The sequence below is a fragment of the Acetobacterium bakii genome (genome assembly GCF_001263355.1).
Lineage (GTDB): Bacteria > Bacillota > Clostridia > Eubacteriales > Eubacteriaceae > Acetobacterium > Acetobacterium bakii.
In genome coordinates, this window is record NZ_LGYO01000003.1 from 51,189 (window position 1) to 74,592 (window position 23,404).

The 23,404-nt window shown below is 40.4% G+C and carries 28 protein-coding genes; 24 read left to right on the plus strand and 4 right to left on the minus strand.

The genetic code is table 11. The features are described from left to right. Positions 1-13 precede the first annotated feature (13 nt). From modD to AKG39_RS00960, 18 genes are all read left to right on the plus strand, one after another. Positions 14-853, plus strand: coding sequence for a ModD protein (gene modD, locus AKG39_RS00875; protein ID WP_050738473.1), 840 nt, complete (start codon positions 14-16; stop codon positions 851-853). A gap of 224 nt (positions 854-1,077) precedes the next feature. Further along, positions 1,078-1,815, plus strand: coding sequence for an ABC transporter ATP-binding protein (locus tag AKG39_RS00880; RefSeq protein WP_050738474.1), 738 nt, complete (start codon positions 1,078-1,080; stop codon positions 1,813-1,815). Next, positions 1,812-2,732: a SufB/SufD family protein gene (locus AKG39_RS00885; protein ID WP_050738475.1), complete on the plus strand. Its 921-nt coding sequence runs from the start codon at positions 1,812-1,814 to the stop codon at positions 2,730-2,732. The genes AKG39_RS00880 and AKG39_RS00885 overlap by 4 nt, the downstream gene beginning before the upstream one ends. A 193-nt stretch (positions 2,733-2,925) precedes the next feature. Continuing rightward, on the plus strand, positions 2,926-3,294 hold the full coding sequence (locus tag AKG39_RS00890) for a NifB/NifX family molybdenum-iron cluster-binding protein (protein WP_050738476.1): 369 nt from the start codon (positions 2,926-2,928) through the stop codon (positions 3,292-3,294). 38 nt (positions 3,295-3,332) lie between these two features. Then, positions 3,333-3,704: a DUF134 domain-containing protein gene (locus AKG39_RS00895; protein ID WP_050738477.1), complete on the plus strand. Its 372-nt coding sequence runs from the start codon at positions 3,333-3,335 to the stop codon at positions 3,702-3,704. 309 nt (positions 3,705-4,013) lie between these two features. Beyond that, entirely contained in the window at positions 4,014-4,451 is a 438-nt protein-coding gene (locus tag AKG39_RS00900; protein ID WP_050738478.1) for a MarR family winged helix-turn-helix transcriptional regulator, read from the plus strand. A gap of 63 nt (positions 4,452-4,514) precedes the next feature. Further along, the gene (locus tag AKG39_RS00905; protein WP_242852526.1) at positions 4,515-4,826 is read left to right on the plus strand and encodes a DUF2284 domain-containing protein; all 312 of its coding nucleotides are present in this window, start codon (positions 4,515-4,517) and stop codon (positions 4,824-4,826) included. Between the two features lie 11 nt (positions 4,827-4,837). Further along, a complete protein-coding gene (locus tag AKG39_RS00910; RefSeq protein ID WP_050738479.1) occupies positions 4,838-5,248 on the plus strand; it encodes a DUF3786 domain-containing protein in 411 nt (136 codons plus the stop codon). Between the two features lie 247 nt (positions 5,249-5,495). After that, positions 5,496-6,134, plus strand: a complete 639-nt coding sequence (locus AKG39_RS00915) for a TetR/AcrR family transcriptional regulator (protein ID WP_050738480.1) — start codon at positions 5,496-5,498, stop codon at positions 6,132-6,134. A gap of 1 nt (position 6,135) precedes the next feature. After that, positions 6,136-7,500: a phenylacetate--CoA ligase family protein gene (locus tag AKG39_RS00920; RefSeq protein WP_050738481.1), complete on the plus strand. Its 1,365-nt coding sequence runs from the start codon at positions 6,136-6,138 to the stop codon at positions 7,498-7,500. 333 nt (positions 7,501-7,833) lie between these two features. Beyond that, on the plus strand, positions 7,834-8,175 hold the full coding sequence (locus AKG39_RS00925) for a zinc ribbon domain-containing protein YjdM (RefSeq protein WP_050738506.1): 342 nt from the start codon (positions 7,834-7,836) through the stop codon (positions 8,173-8,175). Between the two features lie 277 nt (positions 8,176-8,452). After that, on the plus strand, positions 8,453-9,571 hold the full coding sequence (locus tag AKG39_RS00930; RefSeq protein WP_050738482.1) for an aldo/keto reductase: 1,119 nt from the start codon (positions 8,453-8,455) through the stop codon (positions 9,569-9,571). Between the two features lie 44 nt (positions 9,572-9,615). Beyond that, positions 9,616-9,993: a MerR family transcriptional regulator gene (locus AKG39_RS00935; RefSeq protein WP_050738483.1), complete on the plus strand. Its 378-nt coding sequence runs from the start codon at positions 9,616-9,618 to the stop codon at positions 9,991-9,993. 210 nt (positions 9,994-10,203) lie between these two features. Next, positions 10,204-11,355: an aldo/keto reductase gene (locus AKG39_RS00940; RefSeq protein ID WP_050738484.1), complete on the plus strand. Its 1,152-nt coding sequence runs from the start codon at positions 10,204-10,206 to the stop codon at positions 11,353-11,355. A 178-nt stretch (positions 11,356-11,533) separates the two neighbouring features. After that, positions 11,534-12,889: a nickel pincer cofactor biosynthesis protein LarC gene (larC, locus tag AKG39_RS00945; RefSeq protein WP_050738485.1), complete on the plus strand. Its 1,356-nt coding sequence runs from the start codon at positions 11,534-11,536 to the stop codon at positions 12,887-12,889. 152 nt (positions 12,890-13,041) lie between these two features. Beyond that, positions 13,042-13,542, plus strand: a complete 501-nt coding sequence (locus AKG39_RS00950; protein WP_050738486.1) for a hypothetical protein — start codon at positions 13,042-13,044, stop codon at positions 13,540-13,542. 79 nt (positions 13,543-13,621) lie between these two features. Beyond that, a complete protein-coding gene (locus tag AKG39_RS00955) occupies positions 13,622-14,134 on the plus strand; it encodes a DNA-deoxyinosine glycosylase (protein WP_050738487.1) in 513 nt (170 codons plus the stop codon). Between the two features lie 341 nt (positions 14,135-14,475). Beyond that, the gene (locus AKG39_RS00960; RefSeq protein WP_160316129.1) at positions 14,476-15,960 is read left to right on the plus strand and encodes a carbohydrate-binding domain-containing protein; all 1,485 of its coding nucleotides are present in this window, start codon (positions 14,476-14,478) and stop codon (positions 15,958-15,960) included. A 120-nt stretch (positions 15,961-16,080) separates the two neighbouring features. Here the strand turns inward: AKG39_RS00960 and AKG39_RS00965 are convergent, their stop codons facing one another. Then, positions 16,081-16,788 carry a pirin family protein gene (locus AKG39_RS00965; protein ID WP_050738489.1) on the minus strand — a complete coding sequence of 236 codons (708 nt, stop codon included), beginning with the start codon at positions 16,786-16,788 and terminating at the stop codon, positions 16,081-16,083. A 281-nt stretch (positions 16,789-17,069) separates the two neighbouring features. On the opposite strand from AKG39_RS00965, the gene AKG39_RS19935 reads away from it, so the two are divergent. The 6 genes from AKG39_RS19935 (at position 17,070) to AKG39_RS00990 (ending at position 21,092) form a co-directional block, all read left to right on the plus strand. Further along, on the plus strand, positions 17,070-17,231 hold the full coding sequence (locus tag AKG39_RS19935; RefSeq protein WP_160316130.1) for a hypothetical protein: 162 nt from the start codon (positions 17,070-17,072) through the stop codon (positions 17,229-17,231). 288 nt (positions 17,232-17,519) lie between these two features. Then, complete coding sequence (locus AKG39_RS00970; protein ID WP_050738490.1) at positions 17,520-17,903, plus strand: GntR family transcriptional regulator; 384 nt, start codon at positions 17,520-17,522, stop codon at positions 17,901-17,903. Beyond that, complete coding sequence (locus AKG39_RS00975) at positions 17,884-18,579, plus strand: ABC transporter ATP-binding protein (RefSeq protein ID WP_050738491.1); 696 nt, start codon at positions 17,884-17,886, stop codon at positions 18,577-18,579. Before AKG39_RS00970 ends, AKG39_RS00975 begins: the two co-directional genes overlap by 20 nt. Then, positions 18,573-19,394: a hypothetical protein gene (locus AKG39_RS00980; RefSeq protein WP_050738492.1), complete on the plus strand. Its 822-nt coding sequence runs from the start codon at positions 18,573-18,575 to the stop codon at positions 19,392-19,394. The genes AKG39_RS00975 and AKG39_RS00980 overlap by 7 nt, the downstream gene beginning before the upstream one ends. A gap of 225 nt (positions 19,395-19,619) precedes the next feature. After that, positions 19,620-19,862 carry a hypothetical protein gene (locus tag AKG39_RS00985; RefSeq protein WP_050738493.1) on the plus strand — a complete coding sequence of 81 codons (243 nt, stop codon included), beginning with the start codon at positions 19,620-19,622 and terminating at the stop codon, positions 19,860-19,862. A 141-nt stretch (positions 19,863-20,003) separates the two neighbouring features. Further along, positions 20,004-21,092 (plus strand): RtcB family protein, encoded by a 1,089-nt coding sequence (locus AKG39_RS00990; RefSeq protein WP_050738494.1) that lies wholly within the window; start codon positions 20,004-20,006, stop codon positions 21,090-21,092. Between the two features lie 60 nt (positions 21,093-21,152). On the opposite strand, the gene AKG39_RS00995 is transcribed toward AKG39_RS00990, so the two are convergent. From AKG39_RS00995 to AKG39_RS01000, 3 genes are all read right to left on the minus strand, one after another. Next, positions 21,153-21,620: a hypothetical protein gene (locus AKG39_RS00995; RefSeq protein ID WP_242852527.1), complete on the minus strand. Its 468-nt coding sequence runs from the start codon at positions 21,618-21,620 to the stop codon at positions 21,153-21,155. Beyond that, a complete protein-coding gene (locus AKG39_RS19640; protein WP_201780230.1) occupies positions 21,601-21,759 on the minus strand; it encodes a hypothetical protein in 159 nt (52 codons plus the stop codon). The genes AKG39_RS00995 and AKG39_RS19640 overlap by 20 nt, the downstream gene beginning before the upstream one ends. A 425-nt stretch (positions 21,760-22,184) precedes the next feature. After that, on the minus strand, positions 22,185-23,399 hold the full coding sequence (locus tag AKG39_RS01000; RefSeq protein WP_050738495.1) for a sensor histidine kinase: 1,215 nt from the start codon (positions 23,397-23,399) through the stop codon (positions 22,185-22,187). Positions 23,400-23,404: the final 5 nt, after the last annotated feature.

Consider the following 23,404-nt stretch of genomic DNA (forward strand, 5'->3'; position numbering starts at 1 on the left):
CGGAGGTGGAGATATGTCGTTCATATCAATAAATGAAATAGATAGACTGATTAATGAGGATGTGCCTTATATCGATTTAACCAGCTGGTCTTTAGGAATTAAAGAACAACCGGGAGAGATTACTTATTTTACACGGGAAGATGCAACGGTGTGCGGAACCGAAGAAGTGAGAGCTATATTTGATCGTTTACGCATTGAAACGCGTTCGATTATTTCATCTGGACAGAAAGTAAGCGCCGGAGCGGAATTGATATCAGGGACAGGGCGAGCACAGGATTTGCATATAGCCTGGAAGGTTGGGCAGAATATTCTGGATAGCTGTTCGGGAATTGCAACAAAAACAAGAAGAATGGTGGATGTTGTGAAGTCATGTAATCCCAAAATGGCAGTATTAACAACCCGTAAGGGCTTTCCCGGAACAAAAGCACTGGCGACAAAAGCAATTATGGCAGGTGGCGCCATGCCCCATCGACTGGGTTTGTCCGAGACGATCCTCATCTTCAAGCAGCATATGAATTTTATTGGAGGATTTGAGGGTTTATTAAATAAATTGCCTGAAATGAAAACAGAATGCTGTGAAAAGAAAGTGATTGTGGAAGCGGCAACACTAGAGCAGGCAATCAGTCTCTGCCGTGCAGGTGCAGACGGAATACAGTTTGATAAAATGGGTGTTGAAGAACTGATTAAAGCAGTTGATGTCTTAAGAAATGAATTTCCAAGCAGTGTGCTTTTAGCGGCGGGAGGAATTAATGAAACAAATATTGCAGCCTATGCCAAAACCAATGTAAATGGGATTATAACAACCAGTTTATACAGCGCAAAACCCATCGATATTGGGGTTAAAATTGGATAAATATACATGATGTATTAGATACAGGGATGCTTTGGCACCACTTGTATCTTTTTTTATGGCTTTTTTTATATATTTTCTGAAGGAAGGTATGTCCAAATAATTAAATAAGTGTTAAAATGAAAAGGTTGACAAAAGGATTGATTAAAAATAATCTATACTATTTGGCATGAAAATTAGTATAATAGGAATAGAAAAACATTGAAAGAGCAGAAACGAGGAGAAAAATGTTAAAACTTGAAAATATCTCATTTGAAGTGGAAAATGAAAAAGAGATTTTAAAAGATGTTAATTTCACTATTGAAAAAGGTAAATTTATTGCAATAACCGGACCAAACGGCGGAGGAAAATCTACCCTTGCCCGAATTATTTCAGGCGTGGTGAAGCCGACCAGAGGAAAAATTATTTTTAACGGGGAAGATATCACTGACTTATCCATAACGGAACGGGCTCAAAAGGGAATCAGCTTTGGCTTCCAGCAACCGGTGCGGTTTAAAGGGATTACGGTAAATGATATTATTAATATTGCCGCAGGAGAAAATATAACTGCGCTTGAAGCCAGTCACTATTTATCAGAGGTTGGTCTATGTGCCAAGGACTATATCAATCGCGAGCTGAGCGACAAACTTTCAGGGGGCGAAATTAAACGAATTGAAATAGCAACCATTATTGCAAGAAATTCAAGCTTGTCAATTTTTGATGAGCCAGAGGCAGGAATCGATCTCTGGAGTTTTAACCATCTGATTGAAGTATTCCGAAAAATGCATAAAAATAAGGATGCATCCATTATTATTATTTCCCATCAGGAGCGAATTTTGGATGTTGCGGACGAAATCATAGCCATGGTGGATGGCACCATTATTATCCGAGGGGCAAAGGAAAGTGTATTGCCAGAATTGCTCCATTGTGAAAGCCCTGAAAACTGTATGAATTGTCACGATATATTGGAGGCTAAAATAATATGAATGAAATAGCAAAAGAGTTATTAAAAGAAGTATCCGGACTTGAAGAAATGCCAAAAGGGGCTTATAATATTCGGGAAAACAGCAAAAGCATTGCCCGACAATCCAGTGAAAATATTGAAATTGTGAGCAAAGAGGATAAATCAGGGATTGATATTATCGTAAAGCCGAACACAAAATCTGAGCATGTTTTTATACCCGCATTGGTATCCTGCGGCGGAGTTCATGATTTAGTATACAATGATTTCTTTATCGGGGAGAATGCAGATATTATTATCATTGCCGGCTGTGGTGTCAGTACTGGAGATAGCTGTGATGGATCTGAACACAATGGTATTCATCGTTTTTTTCTGGGGAAAAATTCCAGGGTCCGTTATGTAGAAAAACACATCGGTGTAGGAATCGGTACCGGAAAACGGGTAATTAATCCGGTGACAGAAGTGGAGCAGGAAGAAGGCAGCTTCATGGAGATGGAAACAACCCAGATTAAAGGAGTCGATTCCACCAGACGCTTCACGAAGGCGAAACTGAAAGACAATGCTAAACTGGTTATTAAAGAAAAGCTGATGACCCACGGCGATCAATTCGCGGAATCGAAATTCGAAGTGGATATGGACGGCGAAGATTCCAGCGTAAATCTTATTTCTCGATCGGTTGCCCGGGATTATTCCAGACAAACCTTTATTTCGAAAATAAACGGAAATACCCGATGTGTGGGTCACTCGGAATGCGATGCCATTATTATGGATCACGGTGTTGTCAGTGCCATTCCTGAAATTACCGCCAACAGCCTGGATGCGACCCTGATTCATGAAGCTGCAATCGGTAAAATCGCCGGAGACCAGATGATTAAACTGATGACCCTTGGTTTAACTGAAGGCGAAGCGGAAGCAAAAATCATTGATGGTTTCTTAAATTAATAGATCATATAATTTCTGGATTAGAATCGGGTTCACAGATATTAAAAAAAAACAGGCAGATTGAAGCAGGTTTCTCGAATATGAAAAATCAGATCTTTTCTTGAAAGAATCGGTAAATATTTTTGGGTAGAATTTGGTTTGCTGTAATAATTAGATGCTAATAAATAACATCAAAAAAATCGGAGGTATTATTATGAAAATTGCATTACCCACTCGTGAAAATTTAATTGATAGTCATTTTGGTCACTGTGAGTATTATACTGTGTTCACCGTTAATGATGACAGTAAAGAGATCGTAAATCAGGAAATTATCGCATCCCCCGCGGGATGCGGCTGCAAATCCAATATTGCGACAACGCTTTCAGAAATGGGCGTAAATCTTTTGCTCGCCGGCAATATGGGCGAAGGGGCCGTGAATGTACTGAATCGAGCAGGCATCGAAGTTGTGCGGGGATGTACCGGAGATGTTAAGGAAGTGGCTCTAAGCTGGCTGGCCGGATCGGTGTTGGACTCCGGAGAAATGTGCCACGCCCATGATGAAGGGCACGAATGTCAGCACTAAGTCCCAGAACAATCATTTTCAATAAGGAGCATTAGTATATGTCCAGACCTGTTAAATGGAAAAAAGTCTGCTGTCTGCCGGAAACGGATTTATTTGGACCCCTCAATGCAAAAAATCTGGAAGAGGGCATCATTACCATGTCGGTTGAGGAATACGAAACTATCCGTCTGATTGATCTGGAAGGCCTGCTTCAGGAAGAATGTGCAGAAAGCATGCATGTGGCACGAACGACGGTCCAGAAAATATATAATGACGCCCGAAAAAAACTAGCCGATGCATTGGTGAATGGAAACGTCCTGAAGATCGAAGGCGGAAATTATAAACTGTGCGAAGTTGGGGAAGAAAATTTCGGGTGCAGCCGATGCCGCAAACGTCGAGTTAACGAGCGTTGCGATAAATTGAAGATTTAAAAAATTTGGAATCAAGAAATCAACAGACAAGGAATACTCTATTTTAATGAGAGCGGCAATGGGGTGTAAATCCAAATGATTTGGATGGGTCTTCGGCATCAGCGGTTTTCATTTCAGACTGTAATAAACAAAGGGGTAAGAGCTCATTTACAAGCTCTTACCCCTTGAATTTTATTCATTAGGCAGATTTATTGAAAGTCTCCTGAAAATATTTCATAAAGTTGAATAAAATTTCTAAATCCAACTTTACAAAATGTAATTAGGCGGGTATAATGTCCGTGTATATACACGAAAAATATAGGTGATCACATGAAAACAGAAAACCAAAATAAAAAGTGGTCAGTTTGCAATTGTCTTAATATGCGGCGGGCCTCTCTGGCGATTACAGAAATTTACGACCATTACTTGAAATCCTGTCACCTCAGTGTCAGCCAGTTTTCGATTCTAAAACATGTCCATGCAATGGAGCCGGTGAGTGTCAGTGAGTTGGCCAGAGGAATTCGACTGGATCGCACCACTTTGGTCCGTAATTTAAAACCCCTTGAACAGCAGGGGCTGATTCATGATATGTCCCAATCGGGAACTCGGAACCGACAGCTTTGCTTAACGGTTGCGGGTAACGATAAATTGGAAAAGGCTCATGTTTATTGGAACCAGGCTCAGGACCAGATCGAAGCCCAGCTGGGACAGGAAGACACCCAAATCCTGCAAGCCCTATTATTAAAAATTGAGGTTTTAGCGCCTTGATTTTTTAATGTGTATCGTGTAGATACACTAAATAAACATAAAAAAGAAAGTGAGAAGGCGACCATGAAAATGCAAGCTGAAATCGAAAAAGATCTGGCCCAACTGCCCATCCTGGAATATGTTTTTTTAAAACCCAGTGAGATTATTTTTTCAAAGGAAGTTCGGGATCTTTGTGAGGGCAATAGTTGCGGCATGTATAATACATCATGGGCCTGTCCCCCGGCAGTGGGTAGCTTAGCGGTTTGCATGGAAAAATGTCACGCCTATGATAAGGCTATGCTCTTTACCACTGCCACCGAAGTAGCTAGCAGTTTTGATATGAAAGGATGGATGCGTGCCAGGATTGAACATGAGGCATTAACCGATCCATTCTGATCTCTTATGTTTTGTCTCAAGGCACTGGTAATCCGCTTTATTCGTTTAGACCCCTTTTTCGCATGACAACTTTTTTTTCAGGCGGCGACACCGGGAAAGCCAGCATGATGGACGCACCCTTGATTAAAGCGTTTGGAAATAACATCAATCAATTGGAAGAATGCATTATAAAATTGGGCGGAAAACCTGAGATTTCAAGTGAACCTCATAGCCGATGCTGGCTATTGGAAGTGTTGCCCAAAATACCGGTCATGATTATCTTTAGGGAAGCCGACGAGGATTTTCCGGTTGAGATTCAAACCCAATTCGATGAAAGTGCTCCGGAATTTTTGGAATTTGAATGTCTTGCTTTTTTATGCGGCTGCCTTGTCAGAGCATTGATTAAAACTGCTGAATATGGGACAGTAGATGGATGGGAGTAGCAGTCCGTCGAATAGGTAAGATAGTTAAACAGCGACGGCGGGTTCGAAACGGCAGCGACTATTTTAATTGCGGCAATGTTCGGTTTTGTTCTGAGAAGCGCCATGCATATAAAAACTAAAACAAGCAATTTACATTGATCAAGATGAAATAAAAATTAAATTTATAGCATACGCCCTATTGACTTGTGAGTCAATAGGGCGTATGCTATAAACAAAGGTTGACCAGGAAGTCAACGGGAGGTAAGTTATGGCTATTGATGCCTTTGAAAAGCTATCGGTCGAAAGAAAAGATGCGATTTTAAAAAGTGGTATCGTTGAGTTTTCCAAAAAATCCTATACGGATGCCAGTACCGAAGAGATAACAAAAAGCTGCGGCATATCCAAAGGAATACTTTTTCATTATTTCGGGAATAAAAAAGAGTTCTACCTTTATTGTCTTGAAGAGGGATTAAAACAGCTTGTCTCAGATATTCCAGAGCCTGCAACCTCAGACTTTTACGGGATGATTTTTTCTTATGCCGATGAGAAATATAATTTATGCCGGAAATTTCCACATGAGATGCGGTTTGCAAACATGGCTGCCCGGGAGATGAGCAGCAAGGTTTTTAATGAAAAAAACAAGGTGCTTGGGCGATATATGATCGAAATGAAAGAGAATTCGCAAAAGGTGATGGCAAGAGCCGTGAATACACTTAATTTGAAAGAAGCAAACACAGAAAAAGTGACAATGGCCATTTCAATGTACGTAGGAGCCCTCATTAATAAAAATATAGATACCTATAAGGAAACCCCAGACCTTTTTTTTGAAAAAACTGAAGAAATTAAAGCGGAAATGAAAGAATATATCGACTTGATGTTAATTGGTGTGGTGAAGGAGGTAAAATAAAATGAAAAAAATCGGTTTGCTAAAGGTGGTTAGGCTATGTTCTCAATACAAAAAAATGAGTGAAGGTGAAAAAGAAAAAATAAGAGCAGAGCGGCTTTCCAATATGGTTCGGTATGCAAAAATGAACAGCCCCTATTACCAAAAACTTTATGAGCATATGGGGCCGGATTTTAAGCTGGAGGACTTGCCTCCCACAAATAAGACTGACCTCATGGCGCATTTTGATGACTGGCTAACGGATGAGACCGTCAAGCTCGCCTTGGTGAATGAATTTATGATCGATCTGGATAATGTTGGTCGAAAATTCAAAGGGAAATATGTGATTTATACAACCAGTGGATCTACCGGAAACCCACTGGTCACCCTTTGCGATGAGACCACCAGCAACGTCATGGGCGGTATTAATATGATGCGGAGCTTTGCCAGAAAAAAGGATATAAAGGCCCTTATCAAGCGGGGCGGAAAGTCTATGGGCATCTTTGCCACCGGCGGATTTTATTTGGGGAACAGCTCGGTCCGGCAGCGGTTACTTGCGATGCCCTGGAAGAAGCGACAGATGGCAGTGACCAGCGCTTTGTATCCGATCCCTCAAATTGTTGCTGAACTCAACGCCTTTCAGCCGGCGATGCTGGGGGGATATCCGACCATACTGGAGCTGCTTATCGATGAACAAAAAAGTGGACGGCTTAATATTAATCCGGTTATCATTATGACAGGCGGCGAATACTTAAGTTCAGAGCTCCGGGAAAAACTTTCGGAAGTGTTTGGCTGTTACGTTCAGACCTCTTATGCTTGTACCGAAGGGGGAACGATTGCCTGTGAATGTACAGAAAATCATTTTCATATCAATGACGACTGGGTGATTGTCGAACCGGTGGATAAGAATAACCAACCGGTGGCTGATGGAATGCAATCGGACAAAATTCTCTTGACTAATCTGTTTAACTACACGCAGCCGTTTATCCGCTATGAAGTGACTGACCGGGTTGTCATGCATCACCAGCCCTGCGCTTGCGGCAATCCATCCCCCTGGCTGACCCTGGAAGGACGCACTGATGATGTGCTGACCTTTCGGGAAAATGGCAGCGTGATAAAAATTGCACCGCTTCCCATTTACGCCACCCTGAAAGAAATCCATGAAATACAAAAGTTTCAGCTCGTTGCCCATAAAGATAATCAGTTGGAGCTGCGGCTGGAAACAATAGAGGGAGCCCAGAAAAACGAGGTGTTTGAAATCGCCTGTGAAAAACTGAGAACATTTTTTTCCATCCATGGCGTTACCCAGACAGAGATTATTCTGTCAGATGAGAAACCAAAACAGCATCCCCTAAGCGGCAAGTTTAAACATATCATTAATACAGAATAACAGTGATGATTAAATATAGAAAAGAGATTAGCATATGCTAGTCTTTTTTTGTTTGTGTAAAAAAGAAATGAATTAAAAGTTATTTTACTTTTTGTGTGTGAGAAGACGCGACTATTGCGGCACCGGACGAGCACAAGATTTGCAGATCGCCTGTAAGCAAGGGTTGTCAATCGGGGAATATTATGATAGTATAAAAAAATATAAGAAATGACTTATATTTTTTTTTGCAAACTTCACGGGCTGTCATAGCAGTTTATTGAGAAGTTTTTAAATAAAATTGCTAATAATTCTTATACAGCAGAATTAACAATAATGAATGGAGAAAATGAAAGTATGGTAAAGTTACCAAATTGTCCAAAATGCAATTCAGAATATACTTATGAAGATAGAGATTTATTGGTATGCCCTGAATGCGCTCATGAGTGGACGTTAGAATCAGAAAACGAAGATAATGAAGAAGAAAGAATTGTTAAAGATGCCCACGGAAATGTGTTAAATAATGGTGATACGGTTATATTAATCAAAGACCTTAAGGTAAAAGGCAGTGTACAGGACTTGAAAAAGGGAACAAAAGTAAAAAATATCTATTTGGCTGATGGAGATCATAATATTGATTGTAAAATCGATGGTTTTGGAGCCATGGAATTAAAATCAGAATTTGTTAAAAAAGCATAAATAATGTAATTTCTCAAAACATCAAATCAATCGTGACTAAATAGTCATAAGCTCGTTTATTTTTAACTATAGTTGAAAATAAACGAGCTTTTTTTTATTTGCCAGAATATTGAATATAAAAAAAAATAAAAAGTCCTTGACTTAGAGCTAACTCCAGATGATAGACTATAATACAAGTATAAAATGAAGTCCGGCTATAAAACCGGCCGATGATTTCAAAAAAAATATTCAGACCCGGACGACGATTATAACAACTTAAAGTGAAGGAGAAAAAGATATGGAACAGAAAAAATTAGGATTTGGATTTATGCGCTTGCCAGTAACCAACCAGGAGGATTCTACCAGTATCGATATGGAAATGCTGAATCAAATGGTTGATATCTTTCTCGAAAGAGGCTTTACCTACTTTGACACCGCCTATATGTATCACAATTTCAAAAGTGAAATTGCGCTGCGTGAAGCCCTGGTTAAACGTCATCCCAGAGATTCCTTTACGGTAGCCACTAAAATGCCGACCATGTTTTTGAAAATGAAAGAAGATCAGGAACGCATTTTCAATGAACAGCTGGAAAAGTGCGGCGTGGATTATTTTGACTACTACCTGCTTCACAATCTTGGCGTGACGCACTATGAAATAGCTGAAAATATGGACAGCTTTGCCTTTATTCAGAAGAAAAAAGAAGAAGGAAAAATAAAAAAAATCGGATTTTCCTATCACGATAATGCGGATTTGCTTGATCATATTTTAACAAAACATCCTGAAGTGGATTTTGTACAGCTGCAGATTAATTACATGGATTGGAATAACGAAAGTATTCAGTCCGGAAAATGCTATGATGTTGCCACAAAACACGGAAAAAAGGTAATTGTGATGGAACCCGTTAAAGGCGGTACCCTTGCCAATGTTCCTGCTAAAGCAGAAGAAATTTTAAAAGCATGCCATCCGGATCTTTCCGTTTCTTCTTGGGCGATCCGTTATGCCGCCAGTCATGAAAACGTGATGATGGTACTCAGTGGTATGACCAATATGGAGCAGTTACTGGATAACACCGGATATATGCAGAATTTTAAGCCATTGAATAAGGAAGAATATGATAAAATAAGCGAAGTAGTCAGTATCATTAATGAATCAATCGCAATTCCATGTACAGCGTGTCAGTATTGCGTGGATGACTGTCCGCAAAATATACCGATTCCTAAATATTTTGCCTTATATAATGCTGAAAAACAATGCATTAAGCAGATGTTTTCAACGCAAAGTGTTTATTATGGGAATTATACCAAAACATACGGAAAAGCTTCAGATTGTATCGAATGCAAAAAATGCGAAGACAGCTGTCCTCAGCATATTGAAATTACAAAATGGTTAAAAGAAGTCGCCAGCACATTTGAGTAAATCCATTCAGCTGATTATTAAGAAACGTTTGGAGGAAAGTAAAGATGACCATTACAGAAGTGAGTAAAAAGTATGATATGTCTCAGGATACCCTGCGTTATTATGAGCGAATCGGATTAATACCGGCAGTCAATCGGACCAAAGGCGGGATGCGGGACTATACTGAAGAATCCTGTGCCTGGATTGAATTGGCAAAATGCATGCGTTCGGCGGGGATTCCCATTGAAGCCCTGATTGAATATTGTGCCCTGACCCAACAGGGTGATGAGACCATCATCGCCCGAAAAGAGCTGTTAGTCGAGGAACGCACAAAGCTGCTGGAAAAAATGGAAGACATGAAAAAGACTCTGGAGAGGCTCAATTACAAAATAGACCGATATGAAAAAGCCGAAGTCACCGGGGTTTTGTCCTGGGACAAATAATACCAATGTTTGACAAAATTAAATAAATGTATTAAAAGTCTCCGGACCTTAAATGGACGGATATTTTTCTAAGAAATAAATTAAAAATATTGACTTGGTGTAAAGTTCAAGTGGTAGAATAGTAATAGTAGACAAATAAGCCAGGATAAATTGATTTGACTAAACAATCAATGACAGATTGTTTAAATCTAAAATTAGGGAGATTGAAAGATGCTGTATCGAAAATTCGGAAAAACAAATGAAGAGGTTTCAGTTTTAGGATTTGGCTGTATGCGACTGCCTGTTATCGACGGGGTTCAAACCAATATCGATGATGAGAAAGCAATAAAAATGATCCGATACGCCATCGACCATGGTGTCAATTATATTGATACGGCCTATCCTTATCACGGGACCGGTTTTGATAAAGGCGGCGAAAGCGAACCTTTTGTGGCCCGGGCATTAAAGGATGGCTATCGAGAACGGGTTAAAATCGCAACAAAGCTTCCGTCATGGCTGATTCAGACCCGTGACGATATGGATCGATTCTTGGATGAACAGCTCAAACGTCTGGAAACGGATGTCATCGATTTTTACTTGGTGCATGGACTGAACAAAGGTTTCTGGCAAAACCTGAAAAAACTGGAAGTTTGTGAATTTTTGGATCAGGCCATCAAAGACGGTAAAATCAGGCACGCTGGTTTTTCTTTTCATGATGACTGTGATTTATTTGTAGAAATTGTCGATGCCTATGATTGGTCTTTTTGTCAAATCCAATACAATTATCTGGATGAAAATTATCAGGCCGGTACAAAAGGCTTGGAATACGCTGCCAGCAAAGGATTGGGGATTACCATCATGGAACCAATCAGAGGTGGCGCGCTGGTCGATAAATTGCCCCAAGAAGTTTTAACTGCCTGGGATGAAGCACCAATCAAAAGAACTCCTGCGCAGTGGGCACTCAGGTGGGTCATGAATCATCCCGAGGTTTCAGTGGTGCTCAGTGGCATGACTGAAATGGAGCAGGTGGTCGATAATATCAATACTGCAAATGAAGGTGCGGCCAACTCCTTAACCAAAGAAGAACTGGCATTAGTGGATTTTTCCAAAAAAACAATAATAGAAAAGATGAAGGTCAATTGTACTGGCTGCCGATATTGTATGCCGTGTCCATCCGGGGTTGATATTCCGGGACATTTTTCGCTTTATAACAATGCTTATCTATTTGATACATTAGAGAAGGCCAAATCTCTCTATGGCACGATGTTTCCGCAAGATGCAAAAGCTTCTAATTGCGTTGAATGTGGAAAATGTGAAGAACATTGTCCCCAGAATATTGCCATTATCCAGGAATTGAAAAATGTTAGAACAGCATTAGAATAAAGTTGATGATTTAAAAATCTCCGTACCTCAAAGGTACGGAGATTTTTAAAGAAATGAATAATTATTATTGAATTAGAGTAAACTCCAAGAGATAAAGTATAAGATACATCAAAGAAATAAGACAAGATAAAACAGAGGTGGAAATGGAAATACAAATTAACCGATTGGGAGCGAGACTATGAGTAATACCTTATATTTGGAATGCTATTCCGGCATCAGCGGAGACATGACCGTGGCGGCCCTTCTGGATCTCGGAGCGGATCAGCAGGTTCTGGAAAAGGCTCTGAAAAGCCTGCCCATCACAGGGTTTGATATCCAAATCAGCAGGGTTAAAAAGGCGGGGTTGGATGTCTGCGACTTTAACGTCAAACTGGATCACGAAAATCATGACCACGATATGGCCTATCTCCAGGGGAATCAGCACCACCAACATGGTGATGAGCAGGGTCATAGCCACAATGCTCCAGAGCCGGGGCATCATCATGAGCACGACCGTCCAAAATCCCATGGCCATGCCAACCGCGGACTTTTGGAAATTGTGGAAATCATCAACCGGGCACAGATCACTGATCATGCCAAAGAGTTGGCTGTCCGGATCTTTTCGATCATTGCCGACGCTGAAGCTAAAGCCCATGGGGTGATACGAGATCAGGTTCATTTTCATGAGGTCGGCGCGGTGGACTCCATTGTGGATATTGTGGCAGTGGCTGTTTGTCTGGATAATCTGGACATCCATAAGGTGATCGTGCCGGAATTGTATGAAGGCCGGGGCTTTGTCCGCTGTCAGCATGGAACCATCCCTATTCCCGTCCCGGCAGTGACCCACATCGCCGCCAGTCACCATTTAAATTTACATATTACCAGCACTGACGGCGAGCTGATTACCCCAACCGGTGCCGCCATTGTGGCAGCCATTAAAACTGGGGATCAGCTGCCAAAACAGTTTGCCATTGAAAAAACCGGCATGGGCGCGGGCAAACGGACCTATGACCGACCCAGTCTGCTGCGGGCCATGCTGATCAGCGACAAAACACCAAAGCAGGATGGTATTTATAAACTGGAAAGCAATATTGATGATTGCGGCGGTGAAATACTCGGCTTTGTTATGGATCGGTTGTTTGAGGCCGGTGCCAGAGATGTCCACTATATGCCGGTATATATGAAAAAAAACCGGCCCGGCTATCAGTTGAATGTAATCTGCAAAAAAGAAGATATCGAAATATTGGAACAGATTATTTTTGAGGAGACCACCACCATTGGGGTCAGACGCATTCACATGGAAAGCACCGGATTAAGACGAACCATTAAAAGAATTCCCACCAGTCTAGGGGTAGCCCAGGTTAAGGTCTGTGAGCTTGAATCCCGAAAACGGATATATCCCGAATATGTCAGTGTGGTGGAACTCTGCGAAAAACATCGGATGGCCTATCAGGATGCCTACCACATCATCAAAAAAGAGTGTGAAGCGGCAGAAGGAATCAAAGACTGCGAATTATTTAAACGCAATCGATTTGAATTGCCATTATCTTCATAATAAAAAAACACTTACAAAAAATTTTCATTTCGGATATAATATAATCATTGAAATTTCAGCGCGTATAATTGTTCAGCGCGAGACCATTTATTTGGTCTCGCGCTGATTTTTTGCCTGAAATTCTAAAATATCAGAAAAGAGGAACTAGATTAATGGATTTTTACATGAAGCTGCCCCGCAATAAGAAAGAATTTACGCTGTTTATGATGGTGATTTCGATCATCTCGGTGAATATCATTGCCCCGCTGATTACCTGCTTTGAAGTTGGTTTTCGAATGGAGGTATGGGCCGATGCAATCAAGATAATTCCCTTTATTTGGGTGGCAGTCATTGCCCTGGTTTTAATAACCTATAAACCAGCGGGCTGGATGACCGGAAAGATTATTGAAAAGGATGATAGCTTTGCTGCTCATATTGTGGTCAACATTTTATGCAATGTGTTGCTGATGTCGATCTTTCTGACGGTCATCGGTACCTGGATTGGCAGCAGACAAGTGAGCATGGAGCCGATTGTTCTATTTTTTTATAAATGGCCGCGAAACTTTGCGATTTCATTTGCAGTGGAAGCGCTCATAGCCCAACCCATCGCAAGACTGGTTATGTTAAAACTGCACCAGCTAGAAGATGCACGTCTTGATGCAGATAAAGCATAGAGCGATTGGGGATAGAATTATTAGCATGGCATCCATGATTTTTGTATGGTAATATTTAAGTGGAACTTAATGAGATTTTATGATAGTTAAAAAGGAGAAAATAAATATTTTGATACATAAATTCGAACCCGTTTATAACGAAAAATCAAAAATCCTGATCTTAGGGACATTCCCATCGGTGAAATCCAGGACGGCGAGCTTTTACTACCAGCATCCCCAAAATAGATTTTGGAAAGTCATCAGTGCGCTTATCGGCATGCCAACGCCTGAAACCATAGCAGCAGAGAGGAAAATGCTGTTAAGTAACCATATCGCAGTCTGGGATGTCATCTATTCCTGCGACATCAATGGTTCAAGCGACAGTTCGATCCGGAATGTGGTGCCAAACGACATCGCAAAGATACTGAAAGAGACAGATATCAAAACCATTTATGCAAATGGCGGCAAAGCCTATGAATTATATAATCGGTACTGTTATGAGAAAACAAACGAAAAGATCATCCGACTGCCGTCCACAAGTCCGGCCAATGCCCAGTACTCTTTGGAAAGACTAATCGAATGCTGGCAAACTGAAATTAAAATCGAAAGCTAGAGACTGTAGATAAAGTAACGCGACGAGGTTTGGCGACACTAGGAAGCCCTGATATAATCAGGTGTTGCAATTAAAAATCAGCTCCTATCCACATAGCTGTCACATAACACTTATATAATAAGGTGAAAGAAGAGATAATACATTTTTATTTTTGCAATTTCAAGTGCTTGCGACTCTGGCGGCAAACTGCCGGGAAGCAGGCTAACGTATACCAAATGGATTTCTGGGCAGAATGCGTTTGGCTATCATCGGTTGCAAATTAATGGTTATCGATACTGAACTAAAAAATAGAAAGTGAGAAAATGACTTCAATGAAAAGAGTAAAGATTTTTATACCGTTTTTGATAATTATAATGTTATTGTTCAGCGGATGCAATTCAGCAGCCAGTACGACAACGGGGGTAACAGCGGCGGATACTGGAACAGAAACCACAAAGGCATTAACAGCCGTTATTTCACCGACTTCGGCAATAGTTGTGGATCCCGAATTTACCGAAAGAGATCTGGAAACGATCTATGAGGACAGCACCGCCACCCATGTAACCTTGGACGGCAGCAACATCCAGGTAACCGGTGACGGCGCCGTCGCAAGTAACGGTGTGCTTACCATCACTGCCGAAGGAACCTATGTTATCACCGGGAATCTAACCGATGGCCAGATTGTGGTCGCCGCGGCTGATACGGACAAGATTCAGATCGTATTAAACGGTGCGGCCATCAATTGTGCCGACAATGCCCCAATCTATGTTAAAAGTGCCAATAAGGTATTTGTGACCCTCAATGCCGGTACGGTCAACACTTTAACTGATGGCACTGTCTATGTTCAGACCGATGAAAATACCGTGGATGCGGTTATCTTCAGTAAAGCTGATTTGACACTTAATGGCGAAGGTACTCTAAATATTACATCAATTGCGAACCATGGTATCGTATCAAAGGATGACCTGGTGATTACCGGAGGAACCTATACGATTATTTCAGCAAATGATGCCCTCAGCGGGAAAAATTCTGTAAAAATCAAGGATGGTATCTTTAATATAACCTGTTCGTCTGAAGGTAAAGGTATTACCTCTAAGAATGATGAGGATACCACCAAGGGTTATGTCTATATCGCCGGCGGGACTATAACCATTACAAAATCCTATGAAGGGATTGAGGGCACAGTAATCATTGTGGAAGGCGGTACATTTGATATCACGGCACAGGATGACGGCTTCAATACCGCCAGTGCCAGTGCATCAAACGATGATGTTGGCGAAGGAAATGACCCCGGAGGAGCTGGCGGCGGCGGCGGTGCAATGGAAAATGATGCGAACTGCTATCTCTCCATCGCCGGCGGAACCATCAATCTGAATGCATCCGGGGATGGCCTTGACAGCAATGGCAATCTTTATATTTCCGGTGGCGATATTACCGTAAGTGGTCCCACAAACAGTGGCAATGGGGCTCTTGATTATAACGGAATCGCCGACATCACCGGGGGAACCGTTGTGATCTCAGGAAGTACCGGAATGGCCCAGGGATTCTCAGAGTCTTCAACACAAGCCTCTTTACTTTACAACCTCACCTCTGCCTGTGAAGCAGGAACCGAAATAAAATTGACCGATGATACTGGTAAAACCATTGCTTCCTATACACCGGACAAAACCTATCAATCAGTGGTAATCAGTACACCGGAGATGGTCCAGGGTTCGACATATACTCTAACCTGCGGAAGCCAGACCGTAGATATTCCGCTGACCGCTGTAGTTACCAGCAATGGTCAGTCTGGAATGGGCGGACCGGGCCAGGGCGGGGGCCAGGGTGGCGGTACACGACCACAATAATGAAGCAGATCGTTTAAAATGGATTGGAAAATACAAAAGGCATGTCCCCTCAAAAATTGAGAGGTGCATGCCTTTTATTTCATTTTTATGCTGTTCATATAAATGCTTCTGGCTGTTATTTTAATCCTGATTTGGTTTCTTCATTTCGATAATGAGAATATGGGATTTTTTTGATGATTTAATGGTAATGTCTTCTTCAAGAATCTCCAGGGCATCGCGATCATTTAATTCAATGCCATTAATGTTTGATGTTCCTTCAATCTGAACCAGATAAGCTTGCCGACCAGACTTGACCGGAAAACCTATTTCTTTGCTTTCCGCAAGTTCCAGGGAATAGATATTGCTGTCCTGATTAATTTTTATGGGTGCTGATCCATTAGTGGAAGAGACCATATGCAGCCATTTATTTTTTCGGTCATCCCAATTGAATCGGTATTCTCCGTAATTTGGTTTTAGATTTTCCTGATTTGGTAAAATCCATATCTGCAGGAATCTTGCCGTATTGCTTCCGCGATTATGTTCGCTATGATAAACACCGGTACCGGCACTCACATATTGTACGTGTCCCCGGGTAAGAGTGCTTTTATTTCCCATGCTGTCGCCGTGAGTAAGTTCCCCACCAACAACATAGGATATAATTTCCATATCTTGATGGTGGTGCATTTCAAATCCGGTTTGAGCATCGATTAAATCATCGTTGAGCACTCGTAGTTTTCCAAAATGCATGTTTTGGGGATTATAATATTCGGCAAAAGAAAAGTGAAATTTGCTTCTTAGCCAGCCATGGTCACTGGAACCCATTTTACTGCTGTCAATTTTTTTCAACATAATTTTTTCCTCCTATTTGAAAATAAACTGCACATTCAAGTTTTGATAATTTGATTGTATCGCTAGCTAATGATACAATCAAATCTGAATTATTTTCTTAAGTTTTTTTTCAGGGTGATCAAAAGCCCGTTTAAGGCTGAATATTGAAGCTAGCATGATTAATAACGATAGCAAAGGGTAATAAATAATCGATAGAAAGATACTTCGAGTATTAAAGATAATAACAGAGAAACTTGTCTTATGAAAGGCAAACATTATGAAAAGATGGAGGTGATAAAACAATGAATGTTCAAGAAGCATCAAGTTTATACACGGAAAAGTTTGGACAGGAGTTCCCCTTTTATGATTTAATCGGTGAGGATGATACGCAATTGATTCTTATTATGTTAGACTCCATTGAGAAAAATGAACCCTTTGTGCCGGAATATGATGTAATAGATTAATAATAAGCACCACAAAGCTCTACCGATATTAAGTTTTGGAAAGATAAGGGCTGGCTTCACTTGTAGTTAAAATGAATGTTTGAAGAATAATTATGAATTTTAGGGTATTGCTTATCGAATGATATGTGATGCCAGATACTGCAACTCGTCAAAGAAATAAGCATATAAAAAGCAGCTAAATCATTAGCTGCTTTTTATATGCAAAATAATTTAATAAAAGGTTGACAAATTCAACAAATAGTATTATTGTATTAGATAAGCAATACAATAATACAAAGGAGAACGAAAATGAAATGGATCATCGATTCGGATCGACCCATCTACAAACAATTGGTGGAGCAAATTGAACTGAAAATCATTTCAGGGGCCTATGCTCCTGGGGATAAAATTAAATCGGTACGGGAACTGGCCATGGAAGCCGGTGTTAATCCCAACACGATGCAAAAGGCATTGGCCGAGCTTGAAAGAATGGGACTAGTGTTTGCCCAGCGAACCAGCGGACGATTTATTACGGAGGATAATAAAATGATTGATGAAGCAAAGAAAACCCTGGCATTTAAAGAGATTGACGGCTTTTTTGAAAAAATGAAGCAGCTTGGATTTGAAAAAGAAGAAATTATTGCATTGATAGAAAAGATAGAGGGAGACAGCCATGGCCATTCTGAGAGCTAAAGCATTGACAAAAAAATTTGGGAATCTTAGCGCCTTATCCAATCTGGATCTGGATATCCCTCGCGGACGCATCATTGGTCTATTGGGACCAAACGGCAGCGGAAAAAGTACATTTATTAAGCTGGCCACCGGACTTCTGGTTCCGACCTCCGGAGAAATCACCATTGGCGGTGCCACCCCAGGGGTTGAAACCAAAGCCATGGTGTCCTATTTGCCGGAGCGAACTTACCTCAATGATTGGATGCGGGCCGAGGATATGATGGCCTTTTTCGGCGATTTTTACGAAGACTTTAACCGGATCAAGGCAGACAATATGCTGCAGGATCTCAACATCAATCCCCGGGATCGCTTAAAAACAATGTCCAAGGGAACCAAGGAAAAGGTCCAGCTAATTTTAGTCATGAGCCGAAATGCCGAGTTGTATTTACTGGATGAGCCCATTGCGGGAGTTGACCCGGCAGCCCGGGATTACATTCTGAATACCATTATTACCAATTACAAGGAAAACGCGTCAGTGGTGATTTCCACCCATCTCATCGCCGACATTGAACAGGTTTTAGACGATATTATTTTTATCTCCCAGGGTGAAATCAAACTCATTTCCACAGTGGATGAAATTCGCGAAAAACATAATAAATCGGTGGATGGACTATTCAGAGAGGTGTTTAAATGCTAGGAAAATTATTGAAATACGAAATTAAAGCAACCGGTCGAACCTTTTTACCACTCTATCTGGCTCTTATAGTCCTGACGATTATTACCAAAGTGTTATTATTTGTGGCAATTCCGGATGCGGTTATGGTATCCGAAAGCGGATCTAATTTTGACCTTCCCCTGGTCATCAGTCTGTCATTGTACGGTACCATCATTGTGGCCTTGTTTGTGCTAACGCTGATTGTGATTATCCAGCGGTTTTATAAAAACCTTCTGACCGATGAAGGCTACCTGATGTTTACCATGCCGGTACAAACCTGGAAGCTAATTTTATCAAAGCTTTTGACAGCCATACTGTGGACCATCGTATGCGGATTTGCGGTGGCAATATCCATATTTATTCTGGCCCTCGGTAATTTTTCAATGATGGAACTCAGCCAGGAAATTGGTAAGATGTATTCTGAATTTCAGAATCAATTTGGCATGAGTCTTAATATTATTATCGGCGAGGGTATTATGTTAATGATCGTGGATATAATATCTTCAATATTAATGATTTATGTAGCCATTGCCATTGGTCAGCTGTTTAATCAGCATCGGATCTTGGCGTCTTTTGGGGCATATATCGGGATCACTGTGATCCTGCAGATTGTTATGTCACTGTTGACGCTTTTATTTCCTGTTTTTGGCATGGATTATCTCATGAGTTCAGAAATGAACGAAATAGCGGTGATGCAGATTTTCATCAACAGTGTCACCGTATTTAATATTATTTGTATTGCAGCATTTTATTTCATCACAAACTATATCTTAAAGAATCGGTTAAATTTAGAATAATGAATGGATGAAGAAAATTCACCATGAAGAGTATATTATTATACCTATTGGTTTAGGACTCAGCCAAGCAATAGCTTTGCTGGTTCTTAACTGGTGGGTTTTATTATTTTACGGTGTTCTTTAGTTACAAAAAATTTGCAATTCAGTACTACTGTATTTATTTTCGAAGAAATGGGGTATAACATCGATAAAGATTGAATATTAAAATAGGGGGAGTTCAAAATCATGAAAGAATGGAAGGGAACAATGCAAACCGATAATTTCATTGCGAAAGTTATCGTATATCTTGAAGAAGCTTTAGATTCATCGCCGGGAGATTGGCATGGACATGGGATAACCTTGTCGCCGCTTTGCGAACCAGGTGAATACAAAACGAATATTGGGAATATTGTTATTGATCGGAATGATCTGATTACCACCGGATATATGTTTTATTTTGTTGGACAGGGAAAACCAAAACTGACATAAAATAGCAGTTTCTTTTCTTCGTTGATGGTTTTCTTTGATCCCATGAGTACATGAGACACCGATCGGTGTCTTTTTTAGCGTTTTGTTGGTGACACAATGTAACTGTCATTTAAAACGAATTAGTTTAAAAAGGAGATTCAATTGATCGAAATTATTGGAAAATACAATAAATCGGATGTGTTTACCGATGAACTGGAACCCGCTACGTATCAGCAGATACTAGATATGTGTAATTTAGAATATTTAAAAGATGCGGTGATTAAAATTATGCCGGATTGCCATGTGGGAACAGGGTGTACCATCGGAACGACTATTTTATTCGAAGATGATCATCCCATTGCGATTAACCCTCTTCATGTGGGGGTTGACATCGGCTGCGGCGTAAAAGTGTCCAAACTCATTAATGCTGATGTGAATTTTAAACAGTTGGATTCGGTGATTAGAAATAAAATCCCAGTTGGCTTTGCAGTACATAAAAAGAAAATCGGCGCCGCATTGGATTTTATTAACGCCCTGAACTGTAAAAAAAAGTTAACAAACATTGACCGGCTGGCTTGCAGTTTAGGGACCCTTGGTTCCGGGAACCATTTCATTGAAATAGATACAGATAGCAGTGGTAAAAATTACTTATTGGTCCATTCCGGTTCAAGAAATTTAGGGTTGCAGGTCGCAAATTTCTATGGTAGTATTTCTAACCGTGATGGTTTTCTGAGTGTTGCAAATACCCAGGACTATTTACAGGATATGCTGACGTGCCAAACATTTGCAACAAAAAATCGCGATCGAATTTCCAGTACCATCCTTAAAGAAATGGGCATTAAAGAAGTTGAAAGTTTTCATACGATCCATAACTACATCGAAAAAGATGCTGCCAGAAAATATTATATTTTGAGAAAGGGTGCTGTAAGCGCCAATGCCGGTGAGCAGTTAGTGATTCCTCTGAACATGCGGGATGGATCATTACTGGCAGTGGGAAAAGGTAATCTTGATTGGAATTATTCAGCGCCCCATGGGGCCGGAAGAATACTGAGTCGGTCCCAGGCAAAGAAAAAACTGGATTTAGTCGAATTTAAAAAAGAAATGGAAGGAATCTATTCCACCAGTGTATCAAAAAGCACCCTTGACGAATCACCAATGGCCTATAAAAATATAAGTGAAATATTAAAATATGTCGGTGAAACCGTTAAGATCATTGATACGCTCAAATCAGTTTATAATTTTAAAGCATAAAAGAAAACCAAACTCATTGCAACAGGCAATTTACAAGTACAAAATGTTAGAAGCTTCTGTTTATTTACTTATCTGACTATCAGAAGCTCTTTTTTCGGTTGAAAAAATTTTTCGATGTTTGGCATACAATTTCAGCAATAAAATCAGACCGGCACTGATAAATAGCCAGCCAACCCCATAAAAAAGGACAATATACGGGGAACTTGTCCCTGCGATATCCAGGATCCCCTTAAGAAAACTACCCAATGTTAATGTTGCAATGCCTGAATTATATGCATTGAAAAATAATCGATAGCCAGCAAATAAAGAGCTGCAAGGGATCAATACATTAATTAGGAAGAACAATAACGCACCACCCAATAAAGGATACAAAAACATCCAGGTCATGGCCGGGGAGCTTACCCCGTGTCCCAAAAGACCATAGATATAATTGATGACAACCGCAGTAAGAGATAATACCAAATAGATGATGACTGTATTGCGTTTGGATCGTCTTTTGCTTTTCACCTTAATAACTGAGATAGACAATGTCACTCACCTCTCTTTCTTCCAAGCTTTTACCGTCTGAAATAATAAATACATAATGCAGCTCAGAGATCTGCCCAATGGCTGTTCGGGGATTGCTTTGCTTGGATTGGGACACCTCGCTTATGCTTTCTACAACCATTGACTTCTAGAGCACAAAAGCATCTAAAAGAACAAACACACAAGCTCCCAGCAAGAGAAATGAAAAAATCGCTGCCCAACGATAGGGTTTTGATAAGAAATTTTTCATTACAGATTGTATCCTTTCTTTTTGTTATGGAAAATAACATTCTTTTAGAATTGATAGTCGACAAAAAACAACTCGGTATCCACTGTGGTTGTTAAAATTTCCCTAAATCGGTTTAGCTCTATAATATGCCCTGAATGTGATAGTTTTGTGACTGGAAACTGAATGTTTATTGGTTTAAGATTTATCTGAAGTGGAAGAGCGAAACCGGAAAAGGGTCAAGAGCATAGGAATGCTCTTGACCCTTTCCTGGTTTTGGGACTAATTCTTTGTACCTCAAAAAAGCATGGCGGTTTCAAATGAATATTAGCTGTCTTTTGCTATAAAGATATAATGAATTTAACGCCGTTATCTACCTGGCTCTCAACGGTTATTTTCCCTTTATGTTCTTCAACAATTGACTTGGCGATGGCAAGACCGAGGCCATACCCTCCGGTATGCTTTGACCGGGATTCATCGCTTCGGTAAAAGCGCTCAAATATTTTATTTCGTTCGCTTTCCGGAATTCCCTGTCCTGAGTTGAACACTTCAATATGGATTTTACCAGAAATATTTTTTACTGATACTTTCACAACGCCATTATCGTCGGTGTGCTTAATGGCATTGTCAATCAGGATGGCGATGACTTGCTTTATTTTTTCTGCTTCCCCAATATATTTTATACCCTCATTAATGTCTAACTCATAGTTTTTATTTTCTTCAAAAGCGATGCTCTCAAAAGTTAATGCAATACTCAAAGCAGCATTGCTCAAATCAAATTTAGTAAAAATACCCTTGCTTTTCGTGCTGTCCAATTTGGCCAGTGTCAGAAGATTATTTATCAGTAAATTCATCCGGGAAGATTCCGACTGAATATACGAAAGATATTTATTTTCGCCAATTTCATTTTCCAGGACATCCGCGTTAACAGTAATCACAGAAAGTGGTGTTTTGAGTTCATGACTGGCATCGGAAATAAATCGTTTTTGCTTCTCAAAAGCTTCACCAACAGGCTTCACCATAAGATTTGCTAAAAATAAAGAGATAAAGAAAAGTACCAGCAAGCTGATGCCGCCAATAATGAGCGAGGTTAACAGCAAACGATCCGTGATGCCGTTTGAAATGCGTTGGTCCATAAAAACCATAATTTCTCCATAGGGTTTTTGGACGACAAGATACCGATAGCCATCCACTGATCCTGATTTTTCATCTTTTTCCAAGACATTGTAAATCAGTTTTGACATTTCCTCAGATAAATTGGAAATATCTGTGCTTCCGTTTACCGCAATTAGGGCAGCACTGTTATCTAGCTTTGCGGAGAATGTCTTTTCCATTTCAAATGCACTGGGAGGCGGTGTCCGGGAAGAATCCGTCATCATGGGAGCATCATTAGGGGCAACACCGTCACTGTCCGCCAGGGATCTTAACAGGTTAAAACGTTGCATATCATTGGACTTATAATTGACATAATTGATGGAGCCGATGATTAATATAAATATAATCGATAAAATGGTCATCATTGTGGCAACAAATCTAATTTTCAGTTTTTTCAGCATGTTTT